Below are 17,338 nucleotides of genomic sequence, written 5' to 3'. Positions count from 1 at the left end.
GAGCCATTCCAGGGCCCGGCGACCGCGTCGGGCCATACGTCACCTGACGGTCTGTCCGCCGTCGCCTTCCCGGCGGCCACTGAGCATGGTGAGGAGCCCGCATGTCCATCAAGCAGTCGTCCGGGCCCGGGCCCGTCGGCGGGGATGCCGTCGGGCTCCTGGGGCGATCGGCGGACCTGGAGTTCTTCGCGGAGCTGCGTCGGCGGCTGGCGGACGGGGGCGCGGGGACGGCTGTCCTGCTGGAGGGCCCGGCCGGCGTGGGGAAGACCGCGCTGCTGGAGGCCGCCGCGGGCGGCGCACGGGCCTCGGGGTTCCGGGTGCTGCGTTTCGCCGGCGTGGAGTCCGAGGTCACGCTGGCCTACTCCGGCCTGCACCAGCTGCTCTTCGGCATGCGTGACGGCTTCGACCGGCTGCCGCCGGGGCAGCGCGCGGTACTGGAGGGGGTCCTCGGCAGTTCGGTGGCCCAGGCGCCGCCGGAGCGTTTCGCGGCCTCCGTCGCCGTACTCGAAGCCCTGCGGCGCACGGCGGAGGACGGCCCGGTCCTCGTCGTGATCGACGACGTCCAGTGGCTCGACCGGGCGAGCGGCGACGTCCTGGAGTTCGTGGCGCGCCGGCTGTCCGGGCTTCCGGTGGACCTGCTGGTCGCGGGCCGGGCGGGCCATGCGCACGCGCTCGACCGGCACGGACTGCTGCGCCGGCGGGTCGAGACGCTGGACGAGCGGTCCGCCGCCGCCCTGCTGCGGGCGGCCCACCCCGGGCTGGCCCCGCACGCCTGCGAACGGCTGCTCCAGGAGGCCGCGGGCAATCCCCTGGCGCTGCTGGAGCTGCCGGCCCTGCTGACCCGGGAGCAGTTCACCGGTGCCGCCCCGCTGCCGCTGTCCCTCCCCGTGGACGACCGGCTGGAGGCGCTGTTCGCCCCCCGGCTCCGTGAACTGCCCGCGGCCACCTTGGAGTTGCTGCTGGTCGCCGCGCTGGAGGGGACCGGCGGGCTACGCACGATCTGGGCGGCGTATCCGGGCGGGATGGAAGCGGCCGACGCCGCGCTGCTGGCCGCCGAGGAGGCGGGCCTGGTGCGGGTGGACGGACGGGCCGGCCGACTGGTCTTCCGGCATCCGCTGGTCCGCTCGGCCGTCGTACGCACCTGCCGGCCCGGTCGACGGCGGGCGGCACACCGGGCCCTGGCCGAAGCACTGGAACGGGACCCGGAACGCCGGATCGGGCACCTGGTCGCCGCCTCCCTGGGGCCCGAGGAGCACCTCGCGGCCGATCTGGAACAGGCGGGGCACGCGGCCCTGGGGCGCGGCAGCGCCGCCCTCGCGGTGACCGCGTTGCGCCGGGCCGCGGAGCTCAGCCCGGAGCCGGCCGAGCGCAGCCGACGGTTGGCGCACGCGGCGTACGCCGCAGCCCAGTCCGGTGCCCTCGACGTCACCGCGGTCCTCGTCGATGACGGGTACTGGGAGCGGGCCTCGCCCCAGGACACCGCACGCGCCACCCTGGCCAGGGTGTACGCGCTGCTGGAGACGGACGGGGACGCGACGGCCGCCCACCGGCTGCTGACCGGTGTGATCGACGGACTGCTCGCCGCCGGGACGGGCGATGCCGAGACGGGTGGTGCCGAGACCGGTGGTGCCGAGACCGGTGGTGCCGGGACCGGTGGTGCCGGGACCGGTGGTGCCGAGACGGACGGTGCCGAGACGGGTGGTGCCGGGCAGCAGCCGTCGCCCGCCGCGATCCGCGAGGTCGTCGGCGAACTGCAGTTCCTGCTCACGCTGGTGGCGTTCTACGCCCAGCGGACCGATCTGTGGCCGGAGGTGCTGGAACGCTGCCAGGACGCCCCCGACCAGGTGCGGCTCTACTGCCTGGCCTTCGACGCCCCGCAGGAGCGGGCCCCGGAGATCCGGCAGCAGATCCGGCGGGCGTTCGCCGCCCTGCCGCCCGACGCGGGCCCCCGGCCGGTCACCCAGCTCTCCATGCTCAGCGTCTACTTCGACGAGGCCTCCGAGTACCGCGAGCACTGGATGCGGGTCGCCCGGCGCTCCCGGGAGGGCGGCACTTTCGTGCAGTGGTCCTACGGCACCATCCTCCTCGGTCACGAGGCCTTCTTCGCCGGCCGTTTCACCGAGGCGGAGGCGCTGGCCCGGGAGGGCCTGGCGATGGCGGAGGAGCTGGGGCACCGCCTCGCGGGATTCCGGCTTGCCTCCCAGCTCGCCCTGGTGGCGGCCGTCCGGGGCGACGCGGAGACCGTCGGCACGCTCACCCGCACCATCCTCGCCTGGAGCGAACCGCGCCGTCTGGGTCTGCTCCAGGTGTCCGCCCGGCAGGCCCGCGCGCTGCTCGCCCTGGGGCAGGGGGACTACGAGACGGCGTACCACGACTGCGCGCTGATCAGCCCGCCCGGAACCCTCCCCCCGCTCAACCCGCGCGCGATCTGGTCGGTGTACGACCTGGTGGAGGCGGCCGTGTACACGGGCAGGACCGCCGAGGCACGCGTCCACGTCGCGATGGCGCGGAGCGCGTGTCTCGGTGAACTCTCGCCCCGGCTGGCGCTGTTGACGCACGCTGCGGCGGCCATCGCCGGTCCGGTGGAGACGGCCGAGGCCGGATTCCGGCGGGCGCTGGCGGTCGCCGACGTCCACGCCCCCTTCGACCGGGCCCGGGTCCAGCTCGCCTTCGGCCGTTGGCTGCGCGCCCACGGCGGCGACCCGGAGGCCGCCCACGAGCACCTGACGGCCGCACTGCACACGCTGGAGGAGCTGGGCGCCGCGCCCTGGGCCGCCGCGGCCGGTACGGAGCTTGCCGCCCTGACGCCGCCGGCGGAGCCGGAACCGCTCGACACGGAAGGCCTGTTGACCCCCCAGGAACTCCAGATCGCCGATCTGGCCGCCACCGGACTCAGCAACAAGGAGATAGGCGCCCGGCTCTACATCTCCCCGCGCACGGTCAGCACCCACCTGTACAACATCTTCCCCAAGCTGGGCATCCGCTCCCGCGCGGCGCTGCGCGACGCCCTCGGGGCCCAGGCACGGGCGGCACACGGCGACGGATACGTCGAATACGTCGACGGACCCGTCATCTGACGGTCGCGTCCCGCGCCCCGCGCTTCCTAGCCTGCCGCCATGTCCGCACACGATGAACACCAGATACAGGCCGCCAACGACTCCGGCAGGACACCCGTGGTCTTCGTCCACGGGCTGTGGCTGCTGCCCAGCAGTTGGGACCGCTGGGTGGAGTACTTCGACCAGGCGGGTTTCGCCGCCGTCTCGCTCTCCTGGCCCGACGACCCGGACACCGTGGCGGAGGCCAACAGCCACCCCGAGGTGTTCGCCGGCAAGACCGTCGGGCAGGTCGCCGACCACCTGGCGGACCTGATCGGCCGTCTCGACCGCAAGCCGGCCGTCATCGGCCACTCCTTCGGCGGCCTGCTAGCCCAGATCCTCGCCGGCCGCGGCCTCTCCGCCGTGTCGGTCGCCATCGACCCCGCGCCCTTCCGCGGCGTCCTGCCCCTGCCCGTCTCCGCGCTCCGCTCGTCCGCGCCGGTACTGAGCAACCCGGCCAACCGGCACCGCGCGGTCCCGCTCACCTTCGAACAGTTCCGCTACGCCTTCGCCAACGCGGTCAGCGAGGAAGAGGCCAAGGAACTCTTCGAGACGTTCGCCGTCCCGGCGCCCGGCGCCCCGATCTTCCAGGCCGCCACCGCCAACCTCAACCCCTGGACGGAGGCGAAGGTCGACACCGAGAACCCCGACCGCGGCCCGCTGCTGATCATCTCCGGCGAGATGGACCACACCGTCCCGTGGGCCATCGCCAACGCCTCCTACAAACAACAGCTGCACAACCCCGGGATCACCGAGATCACCGAGATACCGAGCCGGGGCCACGCCCTCACCATCGACAGCGGCTGGCAGGAAGTCGCCGAAACGGCCCTGACGTTCGTCCGCCGCTTCGCCTGAACAGATCCGGGCCGCCGCCACCGCCCCGGAGGGTGTGAGCGGCGGCTCGGCCCCACGGCCCCCAGAGACAGGAACGCCACACCACCGTGTCCAAGTCCAACGACCCAGCCCCGACGCCGATGCCGGCCTGGCTGCCCAGAGCAGTCGCCGTCGCTCTCGTCCTCACGGCGGTGTTCGAGATGACGGTCTGGGCCGCCCGGCAGCTCGTCGGTCTCGGAGTGCTGCTGCTGGTCTCCTTCTTCCTGTCGATGGTGACGGAGCCGGCTGTGTCCCGTCTCCAGGCCCGCGGTATGGGCCGGGCCGCCGCGACCCTGCTCGTGTTCGCGGTGACCGTGGCCTCGCTCGCCGGTTTCGCCGCCGCCGTGCTCACCCTGCTGATCGACCAGACGGCCGAGGTCTCGCGCCGGCTGCCGACACTGCTCACCACCTTGGCCGAACGGATCAACGACGCCTTCGGGACGACCCTCACCACGGACCGCCTGACCGACGACACGGGAACCGTCGAGACGTACGCCCGGCAGGCCGCCGACCACCTCTGGGGGCTGTCCACCACCGTCGTCGGCGGCGTCTTCGACCTGCTCACCGTCGCGCTCTTCGCGTACTACTTCACCGCCGACGGTCCCCGCCTGCGCCGCGTAGCCCTGTCGCTGCTCCCTCCGCAACGGCAGCCGGCCGCGCACCGGGCCTGGACCGTCGCCCTGGCCAAGACCGGCAGCTACATGTACTCAAGGGCCCTGCTCGCCCTGTTCTCCACGCTCGCCCACGCGGTGGCCTTCATGGTCCTCGGGATCCCGTACCCGGTGGCGCTGGGTATATGGGTGGGCGTCGTCTCGCAGTTCGTGCCCACAGTCGGAACGTACGTGGCCGCGGCCCTGCCGACTCTGGTGGCGCTGACGGTCGAGCCCATGGACGCCCTGTGGGTGATCGTCTTCGCGACGGCGTACCAGCAGGTGGAGAACTACGCCCTGCAGCCGCGTATCACCGCTCGCACGGTCGACGTCCATCCCGCCGTGGCCTTCGGCTCCGTACTCGCCGGAGCGGCCCTGCTCGGCGCAGTCGGTGCCGTCATCGCCATCCCCACCGCCGCGACCCTCCAGGCCCTCGCGAAGGCGTACCTGCCCCGCTACAAGGTCGCCCCCGCCCTGGATTCGACGGGCAACCCGCCCGAGGACCGCCCGATGTGACGGGGCGCCGACGCCGTTCAGCGGCGGCGGGGAAGACGTCGGTCCCCTGTGCCCACTCGCGCGACGACTCGCGTTGCGACCAGGAGCCGGTGGTGGCCCTGGCTCTACTCGTTCGTCGCCGCGCTGGAATCGGGCCGGATCTCGTGGTGCCGGATCCTGGACGCTCCGCGGCTGGGGCTGGCCGGCGATGTCGCCGAGGTTCCCGTGGCCCAGGTCCGCCGGTTGGCCGAGGACCTGGTCGAATGGGCCGTCGGGGCGCGACCCGGCACTCGACCGGCCGCGCCGTGGAAGGCAGTCCATGCCTCGCAGCCACCAGATGCGACGACGAATCGGCCCGTCGACACCGTCAGCCTGGGCACAGCTGTGCCGCCCCGGCCCCTGTGCGGCCCCTGGATCTTGCCTTCAGCCCTCGGGCCAGCCGCCGGGACAGCGAGCGAAAACCTCGATCACTGACTCCACCGCAGGTCGGAGTGGGTTCGGACTCCCTCGATCGCCACCGGACCCCAAACCCCGCGCAGCGGATTCAGTCCGTTCAGCCAAAGTTGACGAACCAGCACCCCAAAATGGGCGTTCCCGCAGGTCAGAGACCTGCACAGGTGGGGCGGGTGGGACTCGAACCCACGGCCGACGGATTATGAGTCCTTTGAGGATCTTGGCGGCCGTTGTCGATCAATGCCCATCTTGGCCGTTCTCCCAGGTCAGACGATGTTTGGCCTCTCAGCCCTTCTCCGCCCGTGTCAGTCATTTCCGATCCTTGTGTCCAACCTGCGTCCAGAATCCGTCCCGGATAGCCACACATACCCGGTTCAAGAATCCTCTCCCCAGCTGGGGAGAGGGTCTAAAAACCATGCGCAGCGAATTCCCTTTCCAATGCGCAGCAACTCAAAGGCAGGTGGATCGGCCCTCAAGTGCACGGGGCCGACAATTCCTCCTCGGCCTCAACGGTGACACCGTACGGACTATCCCCCGCATGCGCAGACCGACTTGACCGTCTCGGAGCCCTGGACACCAGCCTTGGAGCTATCCCCGTGTGTCGCGGGGCCGACGACCAGGTGGGACACCACCCCGACCTGAACCTGGAGCTATCCCCGCGTGCGCGGGGCCGACACCTTCAGCGGGCTCATGAATTTGCTGACCTCGGAGCTATCCCCGCTTGCGCGGGAACCGACTCGTTGAAGGTGTCCAGGAGATCGTCCGCCTTGGAGCTATCCCCGCGTGCACGGGGCCAATTTGGCGCTGGGCATGGTGTGGATTAGGTAGACGGAGCTATCCCCGCGTATGCGGGGATAGCTCAGTCGGGCTTATACCGATGACGGCACCCGTCGGCGGCTCCGCGCACGCGGGGATCGCTCGGAGAGTGGCCCATACAGGTGTTTTACCAACAGTCGGCCCCGGGCACAGGGCGATCAGACTCGTGCGTCTCGCTGCTGGACTTCCTTGAGCACTCCGGCCACCATCGCGAAGTCATTGTCCACGTGGAGGACAGTGTGCCCATGGTGCACAGCTGTCGCACACACCAACAGGTCGATCGCTCCAGCCGCGCGGTGCCGGCCCCGCTGGGTCAGCTTGTACTGGGCGGTGTCGACCCAACGCCAGGCATTCTTCGGAACGGGCGAAAGCATGCAGAGCGCGTCCAACTCTTCCGCGAGCTCGTCCCGGTGGGCAGGGCTGGTTGCCGAGTAGAGGAATTCGGTCCGCGTCGGCTCGCAGAGGTGGAACACCCCGGCAGCGATGTGCCCCTCCCAGGGACGCAGCGCGCCTGGGGTGCGGAACAGGTGCCACAGAGCCGAGGTGTCCACCAGATACGTGATCACTCGAAGGCCTCACGCCGGGCACGCTTCTCGGCGTCACGCGCCGCTGCGGCCTTCTCGAACTCGCCACGCGAACCTCGCGCGGCCAGCTTCTCTGCGGCCTCAAGCCGCTTGATCCGCGCCACGTAGTCCCGAAGGGCCGCGTTGACGGTCTCCTTCTTCGTCGTGGCACCCATGAGTCGCATGGCCTCGGCCAGCGCCTCGTCGTCCAGATCAATCTGCGTGACGGACACCGGACACCTCCAACATCCACGATGTATGCACCCAGGATACATCACCAACATTCGGTACAGGCACAGACCACAAACAGACCACCCGAGGGCAGCGCCGAATGCCGAGGCGTTCCCATGGACCTATTCCCGCTACGAGACGAGCCGGCGGAGGCATGCTCGACGCCGACACGAAGTAACCCATAGGCGCCATGCCCGACTTGACCGGAATCGGCGTCCAGAATTTGTCCAGACGATCATGAAATCATGATCACGACAGGGTCGCCAGGACCCTCACTCCCTCGCCCCGACCAGGAAAGTGCCTGGTCAGAACGGTTCTTCTCGCGTAGCGAGTGGTGGGGCGGGTGGGACTCGAACCCACGGCCGACGGATTATGAGTCCGCTGCTCTAACCGGCTGAGCTACCGCCCCATAGCGGCGTGTCGCGTACATGTGTGCGCGCCGTCTGCCGCAGCATAGCCGCTCATACGATCTCCTGCCTCGGCTGGTCGGCTTCTGCGGACGTTCACGACCTTCAGGACATCAGTGCAGGCCCGGCGGTTCCCGCGGACATGAAAAAGGACCCCGCAAGGGGTCCTCGTTCAGCATGCTCCCCCGACTGGACTCGAACCAGTAACCTGCCGGTTAACAGCCGGCTGCTCTGCCAATTGAGCTACGGAGGACCGAGCTCCCCCGACTGGACTCGAACCAGTAACCTGCCGGTTAACAGCCGGCTGCTCTGCCAATTGAGCTACGGAGGAATGCCTCGTTGCATCGAACGTACCTACCTGGGTATTCGCCAGGGGGCGCTCGCTCGCTGCGACACATACATTAGCGCAAGCAGGGGGGTGCTCCGCCAATCGGTACTCCCCCACGTCGGAAGGGTGGCCGCCATGCGCTACAAGCTCACGTTCGTCGTCGGCCTCGCTCTCGGTTACGTGCTCGGCACGCGAGCCGGACGAGAGCGCTACGAACAGCTGAAGAAGTCCGCCCGCCAGGTCGCCCAGAACCCGGCCGTCCGCAACACCGCCGAGACCGCCGCCCAGCAGGGCCGCGTCTACGCCGGCAGGGCCTTCCACACGGTCAGCGTGAAGGTCGGCGACCACATGCCCGACTCGGTGGCGGCCCGGGTCCGCTCCCTGCGCGAGCGCAACACCAACGGCGTAGCCGGAGACGACTGGGGCACCAGCAACACCTGACGCTCGCTTCCCGACCCGCCCGCCGGCAACCCCCAGGGGCGCGGGGCCGTATCCGATATGCGGCTCCGCCGCGCGGGCGCGACCAGCCCCGACGCACCCGCACCCGCACCCGGCCCTCACCCCAACGGCGCCCGTCGGCCGAACCACAGCGGAGCGTGCGGCAGAATTTCGGGCATGGGGATAGTCGCCGGGTTGGACAGCTCACCCGATTTCACTCGCATCGTGGTCTGCGACACGGACACGGGCGCGGTGCTCCGCCAGGGATACGCACCGCACCCGGTCGACACGCCGGACGGCGGGGTGCGGCCGAGTGACGTCGACCCGCAGGCCTGGCTGCTCTCCCTCGGCGAGGCCGCCGGCGGCGGGCTCCTGGAGGGCGTGCAGGCCATCGGCGTGTCCGCGCAGCAGAACGCCCTGGTCCCGCTTGACGCACAGGGCAACACCGTCCGCCCGGCGATGGTCGGCGGCGACAAGCGCGCCCAGGTCGCGGCCGCCGATCTCATCGACGCGCTGGGCGGGCGGGAGGCCTGGGCACAGGCGGTGGGGTGCGTGCCGCAGGCCGCGCAGCCCGTCACCAAGCTGCGCTGGCTGGCGAAGACCGAGCCGGAGAACGCCCGGCGGACCGCCGTACTGCTGCAGGCCCACGACTGGCTGGTGTGGCAGCTGCTCGGGCGGCCGGTGCGGAGAACGACCGACCGGGGCGGGGCGTCCGGGACCGGGTACTGGTCGGCGGCCACCGGCGGCTACCGGCCCGACCTCGTCGAACTCGCCCTGGGGCACCAGACGATGCTGCCCGAGGTGATCGGGCCCTCCGACGCGGCCGGTACCACCCCGGAGGGGCTGCTGATCTCCGCGGGGACCGGCGAGACCATGGCCGCCGCCTTCGGTCTTGGGCTCGGGTTCGGGGACGCCGTGGTGTCGCTCGGCGCCTCGGGTTCGGTCATGGCCGTGCACACGGAGGCGCTCGCCGACACCTCCGGGATGATCACCTCGCTCGCCGACGCCACCGGCATGCACCTGCCGGTCCTCACCACACTCAACGCGGTGCGGGCCCTGCGCGGCACCGCCGAACTGCTCGGGCTGCCCGATCTGGAGGCCCTCTCCGACCTGGCGATGAAGTCGACGCCCGGGTCGCACGGGCTGGTCATGCTGCCGTACCTGGAGGGCGAGCGGACGCCGAACCTGCCGCACACCGCCGGGACGCTGGCCGGGCTGCGCCGGGAGTCGATGCGGGCCGAGCATCTCGCCCGGGCGTCCTTCGAGGGCATGCTGTGCGGCCTGGCCGACGCGCTGGACGTGCTGCGCGGCCGGGGCGTGGAGGTGCGGCGGATCTTCCTGCTGGGGCAGGCCGCCGAGCTGCCGGCCGTACAGGCGGCGGCGCCGATGCTGTTCGGCGCGCAGGTCGTCGTACCGCAGCCGGCGGACTACGCGGCGATGGGGGCGGCCCGGCAGGCGGCCTGGGCGCTCGGGGTCTCGCAGGGGACCCTGGACCCGCGTACTCCGCCCGTGTGGCAGGGCGCGGCGGCACAGGTGCTGGAGCCCGGTGACGAACTGGCGGTCGGGCAGGCGGTTCGGCAGCAGTACATTTCGGTGCGGGAGCAGACCCATCCGGGGGCGTTCCGGTCGTAAACCCCGCGAAACGCACGCCGCCGTACTTCGCTGTCGGGTTAATCGGTTGAGGTAACGCGGGTGGAGTGTCGGACGATAGGGGCCTAGGGCAAGCGACCCCGCCTTTTCGGGCAAGCGAACCCGCCCCCCACCGCCGACTCCGAGAGACGTAGCGTGCTCATACGACTTCTGCGGACCTATCTCAGGCCCTACAGGAAACCCATCTCCATCCTGGTGCTGCTGCAGTTCCTGCAGACCTGCGCCACTCTCTACCTGCCCACGCTCAACGCACACATCATCGACAACGGCGTCGTGAAGGGTGACACGGATTACATCCTGTCCTTCGGCGCCCTGATGATCGGCATCTCGCTCGCACAGGTCGTGTGCAACATCGGTGCGGTGTACTACGGCGCTCGGACCGCGTCGGCGCTCGGCCGGGACGTGCGGGCCGCCGTCTTCGACCGGGTGCAGTCCTTCTCGTCACGTGAGGTGGGTCACTTCGGGGCTCCCTCGCTCATCACCCGTACGACGAACGACGTACAGCAGGTCCAGATGCTGGTCCTGATGGCGTTCACGTTGATGGCGTCGGCACCCATCATGTGTGTCGGCGGCATCGTGCTCGCCCTCGGCCTGGACGTTCCGCTGTCCGGGGTACTGGTCGCCGTGGTACCCGTGCTGGGCATCTCGGTGGCGCTGATCGTGCGCCGGCTGCGGCCGCTGTTCCGGGCCATGCAGGTGCGGCTCGACACGGTGAACCGGGTGCTGCGCGAGCAGATCACCGGCAACCGGGTGATCCGCGCGTTCGTGCGCGACGAGTACGAGCAGGGCCGGTTCGGGAAGGCCAACGGCGACCTGACCGAGATGCAGCTGGCCACCGGCAACATGCTCGCGCTGATGTTCCCGATCGTCATGACGACGGTGAACGTGTCGTCGATCGCGGTGGTGTGGTTCGGTGCCCACCGGATCGACAGCGGCCAGATGGCGATCGGCGATCTGACCGCCTTCCTCGCCTACCTCATGCAGATCGTGATGTCCGTGATGATGGCCACCTTCATGTTCATGATGGTGCCGCGCGCGGAGGTCTGCGCCGAGCGCATCGAGGAGGTCCTGGACACCGAGTCCAGCGTCGTCCCGCCGCTCGCGCCGGTCACCGAGCTGCGCCGGCACGGCCATCTGGAGATCCGGGCCGCGGGCTTCTGCTATCCGGGTGCCGAGGAGCCGGTGCTCAAGGCCGTCGACCTGGCGGCCCGGCCCGGCGAGGTGACCGCCGTGATCGGCTCCACCGGCAGCGGCAAGTCCACTCTGCTCGGCCTGGTGGCGCGTCTCTTCGACGCCACCGACGGACAGGTCCTGGTGGACGGGGAGGACGTCTCCGGCCTCGAACCGGAGCTGCTCGCGAAGACCGTCGGCCTGGTCCCGCAGAAGCCGTACCTGTTCGCCGGGACCGTGGCGACCAACCTGCGGTACGGCAATCCGGACGCCACCGACGAGGAGCTGTGGCACGCGCTGGAGGTGGCGCAGGCCAAGGGCTTCGTCGGCAATCTGGAGGGCGGGCTGAACGCGCCCATCGCCCAGGGCGGTACGAACGTGTCCGGCGGCCAGCGGCAGCGGCTCGCCATCGCCCGTACGCTCGTGCAGCGCCCGGAGATCTACCTCTTCGACGACTCCTTCTCCGCCCTCGACTACGCGACCGACGCCGCCCTGCGCGGCGCGCTCGCCCAGGAGACGGCCGAGGCGACCGTCGTCATCGTCGCCCAGCGGGTGGCGACCATCAGAGACGCCGACCGGATCGTCGTCCTCGACGAGGGACGCGTCGTCGGCACCGGCCGCCACCACGAACTCATGGCCGGCAACGAGACCTACCGGGAGATCGTGCTCTCCCAGCTGACGGAAGCGGAGGCTGCCTGATGGCCGGGCCCATGGGACGCATGATGGCCGGGGGCGGCCCCGACCAGCGCTCGATGGACTTCAAGAACTCGGGCAAAAGGCTCCTCGCCCGGTTCAAACCCGAACAGCTCACGATCTACCTGCTGCTGTTCTGCGTGGTCGCGAGCGTCACCCTCAACGTGATCGGCCCCAAGATCCTCGGCAGGGCCACCGACCTGGTCTTCGCCGGTGTCATCGGCAAGCAGATGCCCGCCGGGACCACCAAGGACCAGGTCCTGCAGGGCATGCACGAGCGCGGCCAGGACACCGTCGCCGACATGCTCAGGAGCACCGACTTCACCCCGGGCAAGGGCATCGACTTCGGCCAGGTCGGCCAGGTCCTGCTCTTCGCGCTCTGCGCGTACCTCGTCGCCGGCCTGCTGATGGCGGTGGCGACCCGGATGGTCAACCGGGCCGTCAACCGCACGATGTACCGGATGCGCGAGGACGTCCAGGCGAAGCTGTCCCGCCTCCCGCTCTCCTACTTCGACAAGCGGCAGCGCGGCGAGGTGCTCTCCCGCGCCACCAACGACATCGACAACATCGGCCAGACCCTCCAGCAGTCGATGGGCCAGCTCATCAACTCGCTGCTCACCATCATCGGCGTGCTCGCGGTGATGTTCTGGGTGTCGTGGCTGCTGGCCCTGGTGGCCCTGGCCACCGTGCCGCTGTCCTTCGTGGTGGCCACCCGCATCGGCAAGCGCTCGCAGCCGCACTTCGTGCAGCAGTGGCGGACCACCGGCAAGCTGAACGCCCACGTCGAGGAGATGTACACCGGGCACACCCTGGTGAAGGTGTTCGGCCGGCAGGAGGAGTCGGCGCAGCAGTTCGCCGAGCAGAACGAGGCGCTGTACGAGGCCGGGTTCAAGGCACAGTTCAACAGCGGGGTCATGCAGCCGCTGATGATGTTCGTGTCGAACCTGAACTACGTGCTGGTGGCGGTCGTCGGCGGCCTGCGGGTGGCTTCGGGCGCCCTGTCGATCGGTGACGTGCAGGCCTTCATCCAGTACTCCCGGCAGTTCTCGATGCCGCTGACCCAGGTCGCCTCCATGGCCAACCTGGTGCAGTCCGGTGTCGCCTCCGCCGAGCGGATCTTCGAACTCCTCGACGCGGAGGAGCAGAAGGCCGATCCGGTCCCGGGCGAGCGTCCCGCCGAACTGCGCGGCCTGGTGGCCCTGGAGCACGTCTCCTTCCGGTACGACCCGGAGAAGCCGCTCATCGAGGACCTGTCCCTGACGGTCGAGCCCGGCCACACGGTCGCGATCGTCGGCCCGACCGGCGCCGGCAAGACCACGCTGGTGAACCTCCTCATGCGGTTCTACGACGTCTCCGGCGGCCGGATCACCCTCGACGGCGTCGACATCACCCACATGTCCCGGGACGAACTCCGCGCCGGGATCGGCATGGTGCTCCAGGACACCTGGCTGTTCGGCGGCTCCATCGCGGAGAACATCGCGTACGGCGCCTCGCGCGAGGTCACCCGGGGCGAGATCGAGGAGGCGGCGCGGGCGGCCCACGCGGACCGGTTCGTCCGTACGCTCCCCGACGGCTACGACACGGTCATCGACGACGAGGGCACCGGCGTCAGCGCCGGTGAGAAGCAACTCATCACCATCGCGCGGGCGTTCCTGTCCGACCCGACGATCCTCGTCCTCGACGAGGCGACGTCGTCCGTCGACACCCGTACCGAGGTGCTGATCCAGAAGGCGATGGCCAAACTGGCGGACGGCCGGACGTCGTTCGTCATCGCCCACCGGCTGTCGACGATCCGGGACGCGGACACCATCCTCGTGATGGAGAACGGCTCGATCGTCGAACAGGGCGCGCACGCGGAGCTGCTGGCCGCGGACGGTGCGTACGCCCGGCTGTACAAGGCCCAGTTCGCGCAGGCGGTGGCAGAGGTCGACTGAACGGTGCACGGTGCTGCAGGCGCGGGCGGGGGGTTTCACTCGCCCGCGCTTGCGGGGTGCCGCCCGCGCCCACCCGTGCCGCCCCAGCGGCACGACTGCCCGCGGCTGGGAAGGAGCGGCGGGCGGAGCGCCCTGTAAGGGGCGCGGGGAACTGCGCGAGCAACCCCCACGCACCCGCACCCGCACCCGGCGTCAGTCCAGATAGCCCCTCAGCTGATCCGCAAATGCGTGATCCCGCAGCTTGTTCAAGGTCTTGGACTCGATCTGCCGGATCCGCTCCCGCGTCACCCCGAAGATCCGCCCTATCTCCTCCAGCGTCCGAGGCCGCCCGTCGGCCAAGCCGTACCGCAGCTGGACGACCTTGCGCTCCCGCTCCCCGAGCGTGGACAGCACCGCCTCCAGGTGCTCCCGCAGCAGCAGGAACGCCGCAGATTCGACCGGGCTCGCCGCATCGCCGTCCTCGATGAGGTCGCCGAGGGCGACGTCGTCCTCCTCGCCCACCGGGGCGTGCAGCGACACCGGCTCCTGCGCCAGCCTCAGCACCTCGCCCACCCGCTCCGGCGGCAGATCCAGATGCGCGGCGACCTCGTCGGGCGTCGGCTCGTAGCCCCGCTCCTGGAGCATCCGGCGCTGGACCCGGACGACCCGGTTGATCAGCTCCACCACGTGCACGGGGACCCGGATGGTGCGGGCCTGGTCGGCCAGGGCACGGGACATGGCCTGGCGGATCCACCAGGTGGCGTACGTCGAGAACTTGTAGCCGCGGGCGTAGTCGAACTTCTCGACGGCGCGGATCAGGCCGAGGTTGCCCTCCTGCACCAGGTCGAGCATGGTCAGGCCACGGCCGACGTACCGCTTCGCGACCGACACCACCAGCCGCAGGTTCGCCTCGATGAGGCGGCGCTTGGCCATGCGGCCCATGACGACCAGCCGGTCCAGGTCCAGCGCCAGCTCGCTGTCGAGGTCGGGGGCGCCGGCCAGCTTCTCCTCGGCGAACAGGCCGGCCTCGACGCGGCGGGCGAGTTCGACCTCCTCGGCGGCGGTGAGCAGCGGGATACGGCCGATCTCGCGCAGGTACTGGCGGAACAGGTCCGAGGAGGGACCGGCGGTGTCGGCGCGGGCGGCGGCTCGCGACTCGGCGGGCTCGGGCTCGGGCTCCGCGTCCGGGGCGTCGGCCGTGAGCTCCTCCGGAGGTTGGCCCTCCGGCTCGGTCTCGGGGTGCAGTGCGGCCCGGCTCTGCGGCGGTACGCCGGCATAGCCGCCGCTGTCGGCTTCCGGCTCGTCCGTGAGCGTGCTGCTGCCGTCTGTCTGGGTCAGGGTCTGGGTCTGCACGGGGGCGACCTCCAGGATGATCGCTGCCAGGGAGTACGGCAGCGGTACTTCGGGAGCGGAGACGACGGCCTCGCCGCTGTCCGTCCCGTACGCGATGAGTGGAACGGCGGGGGTGTGGGACCCGTCCGGGACGGGCCGGCCGCGCTCCGAGGACTCAGGCACCGCACCCCAGTGTGGGGTAAGACACATCGCCGCCACGAGGGGCGTGCGGTGACTTTTTGCGTCCGGTCCGTGACCGCGTGCTCAGAGAGCGGTGGCGCCGTGCGCCCGCAGTGCTTGGTCGTACTGCTGGAGAACCCACAACTCGTTCTGCACGGCGGCGAATTCGGCGGGATCGCCGTGCTGGTCGAGGCGGGTCAGGGTGACATGGATCTCGGCGACACGCCGCTCGACGGCACGCCGGCGAACGGTGACGAGTTGGGCTCCTGCGTAGGGCTCGTCGACGTTCTTGCGTCTGATGGGCTCGACGGCGAGTTCGGTGACCATCGACTTCACGGTGTCGTCCGGAGCGGTGTCGAGGACCTGGTGCAGGAACTCCTGGGGCTCCTGCAGGCCGTTCTCCACGCCGCCGGCGTCGAGAATGGCCTGGCACACGGCAGCGTAGGGGGCGGCGGTGAACTCGTCGACGCCGAACGCGTCGAAGACGGGTGCCACCAACTCCGGACGCTGGAGGGCCAGTTTGAGCAACTCGCGTTCGGTGATGTAGACGGGGTTGCGGAGGGTGAGGGAGGGGCCGGAGACGGCCGGGCGCGGGGCGGCCTCCTCGTAGCCTCCGGCGCGGAGCCGTGCCGCCGACCCGGAACGCTGCCGTCCGCCATTGCGTCGGCTCGTATGGCCGACCCGCTCCACGACGTACTCCTCGTCGCGGATGCCGACCAGTCCCGCCAGCTGCACCGCGACCTCACGCCGCTGCGTGAATTCCTTGATCTTCGACACCACCGGCACCGCTTCGTCCAGCGCGGCCGCCCGCCCGCCCGGCGTGTCCAGGTCATAGCGCTCGACGATCTGGCGCAGCGCGAACTCGAAGAGCGGCATCCTCGGTTCCGTCAGGTCGGTGACCGCCTCGTCGCCCTTGGCCAGGCGCAGCTCGCAGGGGTCCATGCCGTCGGGGGCGATGGCGATGTACGTCTCGGCGGCGAACTTCTGGTCGTCCTCGAAGGCGCGCAGGGCCGCCTTCTGCCCGGCCGCGTCGCCGTCGAAGGTGAAGATCACGCGGGCCGATCCGTTGTCCATCAGCAGGCGCCGCAGGATCTTGATGTGCTCGCCGCCGAACGCCGTACCGCAGGTGGCGATCGCGGTCGTCACCCCGGCGAGGTGGCAGGCCATGACGTCGGTGTAGCCCTCGACCACGACCGCGCGGCTGGCCTTCGCGATGTGCTGCTTGGCGAGGTCGATGCCGTAGAGGACCTGGGACTTCTTGTAGATCGCGGTGTCGGGCGTGTTGAGGTACTTGGGCCCGTTGTCCGCCTCGTAGAGCTTGCGGGCGCCGAAGCCGACGACCTCGCCGCCGATGTCCCGGATCGGCCACATCAGGCGGCCCCGGAAGCGGTCGATGGGCCCGCGCCGCCCCTCCTGGGACAGCCCCGACAGCAGCAGCTCCTTGTCGGTGAAGCCCTGGCCGCGCAGATAGCGGGTGAGGTGGTCCCAGCCCTGCGGGCTGTAGCCGACGCCGAAGTGGACGGCGGCGGCCTGGTCGAAGCCGCGCTCCGCGAGGAAGAGGCGGCCGGTCTCGGCCTCGGGGCTGGTGGCGAGCTGCTCCGCGTACCAGACGGCGGCGGTCTTGTGCGCCTCGACCAGCCGGATCCGCTCCCCGCGCTGGTGGGACGGGTTGTACCCGCCCTCCTCGTAGCGCAGGGTGATGCCGGCCCGGGCGGCCAGCCGCTCGACCGCCTCCGAGAAGGAGAGGTGGTCCACCTTCATCACGAAGGTGAGGGTGTCGCCGCCCTCCTGGCAGCCGAAGCAGTGGAAGAGTCCCTTGCTCGGGCTGACCTGGAAGGACGGCGACTTCTCGTCGTGGAACGGGCACAGTCCCTTGAGGTTCCCGCCGCCCGCGTTGCGCAGCTGGAGGTACTCGGACACGACGGCGTCGATCGGGACCGCGTCCCGTACCGCCTTCACATCCTCGTCATTGATCCGTCCAGCCACGGATGAATTCTACGGTCACCGAAGCGCCCCGAAGGGGCGCGGGGCTGTGCCCGATATGCGGCTCC

The 17,338-nt window shown here is 70.4% G+C and carries 11 protein-coding genes, 3 tRNA genes and 1 pseudogene; 8 read left to right on the top strand and 7 right to left on the bottom strand.

The window, feature by feature from the left end; all coding sequences use genetic code 11:
- Positions 1-101: 101 nt before the first annotated feature.
- The 4 genes and pseudogenes from ACFWPS_RS02860 to ACFWPS_RS02845 all read left to right on the top strand — a co-directional run.
- Positions 102-3,077 (top strand): AAA family ATPase, encoded by a 2,976-nt coding sequence (locus ACFWPS_RS02860; protein WP_383700149.1) that lies wholly within the window; start codon positions 102-104, stop codon positions 3,075-3,077.
- Positions 3,078-3,116: 39 nt separating this feature from the next.
- Complete coding sequence (locus tag ACFWPS_RS02855; protein WP_383700147.1) at positions 3,117-3,950, top strand: alpha/beta hydrolase; 834 nt, start codon at positions 3,117-3,119, stop codon at positions 3,948-3,950.
- An 86-nt stretch (positions 3,951-4,036) separates the two neighbouring features.
- A complete protein-coding gene (locus ACFWPS_RS02850; protein ID WP_383700145.1) occupies positions 4,037-5,134 on the top strand; it encodes an AI-2E family transporter in 1,098 nt (365 codons plus the stop codon).
- A 99-nt stretch (positions 5,135-5,233) separates the two neighbouring features.
- A pseudogene (locus ACFWPS_RS02845) lies at positions 5,234-5,395 on the top strand (transposase); the annotation flags it as partial.
- 1,145 nt (positions 5,396-6,540) lie between these two features.
- Here ACFWPS_RS02845 and ACFWPS_RS02840 read toward each other — a convergent pair.
- The 5 genes from ACFWPS_RS02840 to ACFWPS_RS02820 all read right to left on the bottom strand — a co-directional run bounded on the left by ACFWPS_RS02840 (position 6,541) and on the right by ACFWPS_RS02820 (position 7,914).
- A complete protein-coding gene (locus ACFWPS_RS02840; RefSeq protein WP_383700143.1) occupies positions 6,541-6,948 on the bottom strand; it encodes a PIN domain nuclease in 408 nt (135 codons plus the stop codon).
- Positions 6,945-7,178: a type II toxin-antitoxin system VapB family antitoxin gene (locus tag ACFWPS_RS02835; RefSeq protein ID WP_089101547.1), complete on the bottom strand. Its 234-nt coding sequence runs from the start codon at positions 7,176-7,178 to the stop codon at positions 6,945-6,947. Before ACFWPS_RS02835 ends, ACFWPS_RS02840 begins: the two co-directional genes overlap by 4 nt.
- 330 nt (positions 7,179-7,508) lie before the next feature.
- Positions 7,509-7,585: transfer RNA gene (locus ACFWPS_RS02830), tRNA-Ile, on the bottom strand.
- A 178-nt stretch (positions 7,586-7,763) separates the two neighbouring features.
- A tRNA-Asn gene (locus tag ACFWPS_RS02825) sits at positions 7,764-7,836 on the bottom strand.
- 5 nt (positions 7,837-7,841) lie between these two features.
- Positions 7,842-7,914, bottom strand: a tRNA-Asn gene (locus ACFWPS_RS02820).
- 132 nt (positions 7,915-8,046) lie between these two features.
- On the opposite strand from ACFWPS_RS02820, the gene ACFWPS_RS02815 reads away from it, so the two are divergent.
- The 4 genes from ACFWPS_RS02815 to ACFWPS_RS02800 all read left to right on the top strand — a co-directional run bounded on the left by ACFWPS_RS02815 (position 8,047) and on the right by ACFWPS_RS02800 (position 13,796).
- The gene (locus ACFWPS_RS02815; RefSeq protein ID WP_383700141.1) at positions 8,047-8,352 is read left to right on the top strand and encodes a YtxH domain-containing protein; all 306 of its coding nucleotides are present in this window, start codon (positions 8,047-8,049) and stop codon (positions 8,350-8,352) included.
- Positions 8,353-8,526: 174 nt separating this feature from the next.
- The gene (locus ACFWPS_RS02810; RefSeq protein WP_383700139.1) at positions 8,527-9,981 is read left to right on the top strand and encodes an FGGY family carbohydrate kinase; all 1,455 of its coding nucleotides are present in this window, start codon (positions 8,527-8,529) and stop codon (positions 9,979-9,981) included.
- A 153-nt stretch (positions 9,982-10,134) separates the two neighbouring features.
- Positions 10,135-11,868: an ABC transporter ATP-binding protein gene (locus tag ACFWPS_RS02805; RefSeq protein ID WP_383700137.1), complete on the top strand. Its 1,734-nt coding sequence runs from the start codon at positions 10,135-10,137 to the stop codon at positions 11,866-11,868.
- Entirely contained in the window at positions 11,868-13,796 is a 1,929-nt protein-coding gene (locus tag ACFWPS_RS02800; protein WP_383700135.1) for an ABC transporter ATP-binding protein, read from the top strand. The genes ACFWPS_RS02805 and ACFWPS_RS02800 overlap by 1 nt, the downstream gene beginning before the upstream one ends.
- A 192-nt stretch (positions 13,797-13,988) precedes the next feature.
- On the opposite strand, the gene ACFWPS_RS02795 is transcribed toward ACFWPS_RS02800, so the two are convergent.
- Complete coding sequence (locus ACFWPS_RS02795; protein WP_383700133.1) at positions 13,989-15,290, bottom strand: RNA polymerase sigma factor; 1,302 nt, start codon at positions 15,288-15,290, stop codon at positions 13,989-13,991.
- Between the two features lie 81 nt (positions 15,291-15,371).
- Positions 15,372-17,273: a DNA primase gene (gene dnaG, locus ACFWPS_RS02790; protein ID WP_383700131.1), complete on the bottom strand. Its 1,902-nt coding sequence runs from the start codon at positions 17,271-17,273 to the stop codon at positions 15,372-15,374.
- Between the last annotated feature and the right edge of the window lie 65 nt (positions 17,274-17,338).

This window comes from Streptomyces sp. NPDC058457 (genome assembly GCF_042720695.1).
Classification (GTDB): domain Bacteria; phylum Actinomycetota; class Actinomycetes; order Streptomycetales; family Streptomycetaceae; genus Streptomyces.
Note: the sequence above shows the minus strand (reverse complement) of the source record. Positions and strands in the feature narration are given on the sequence as shown.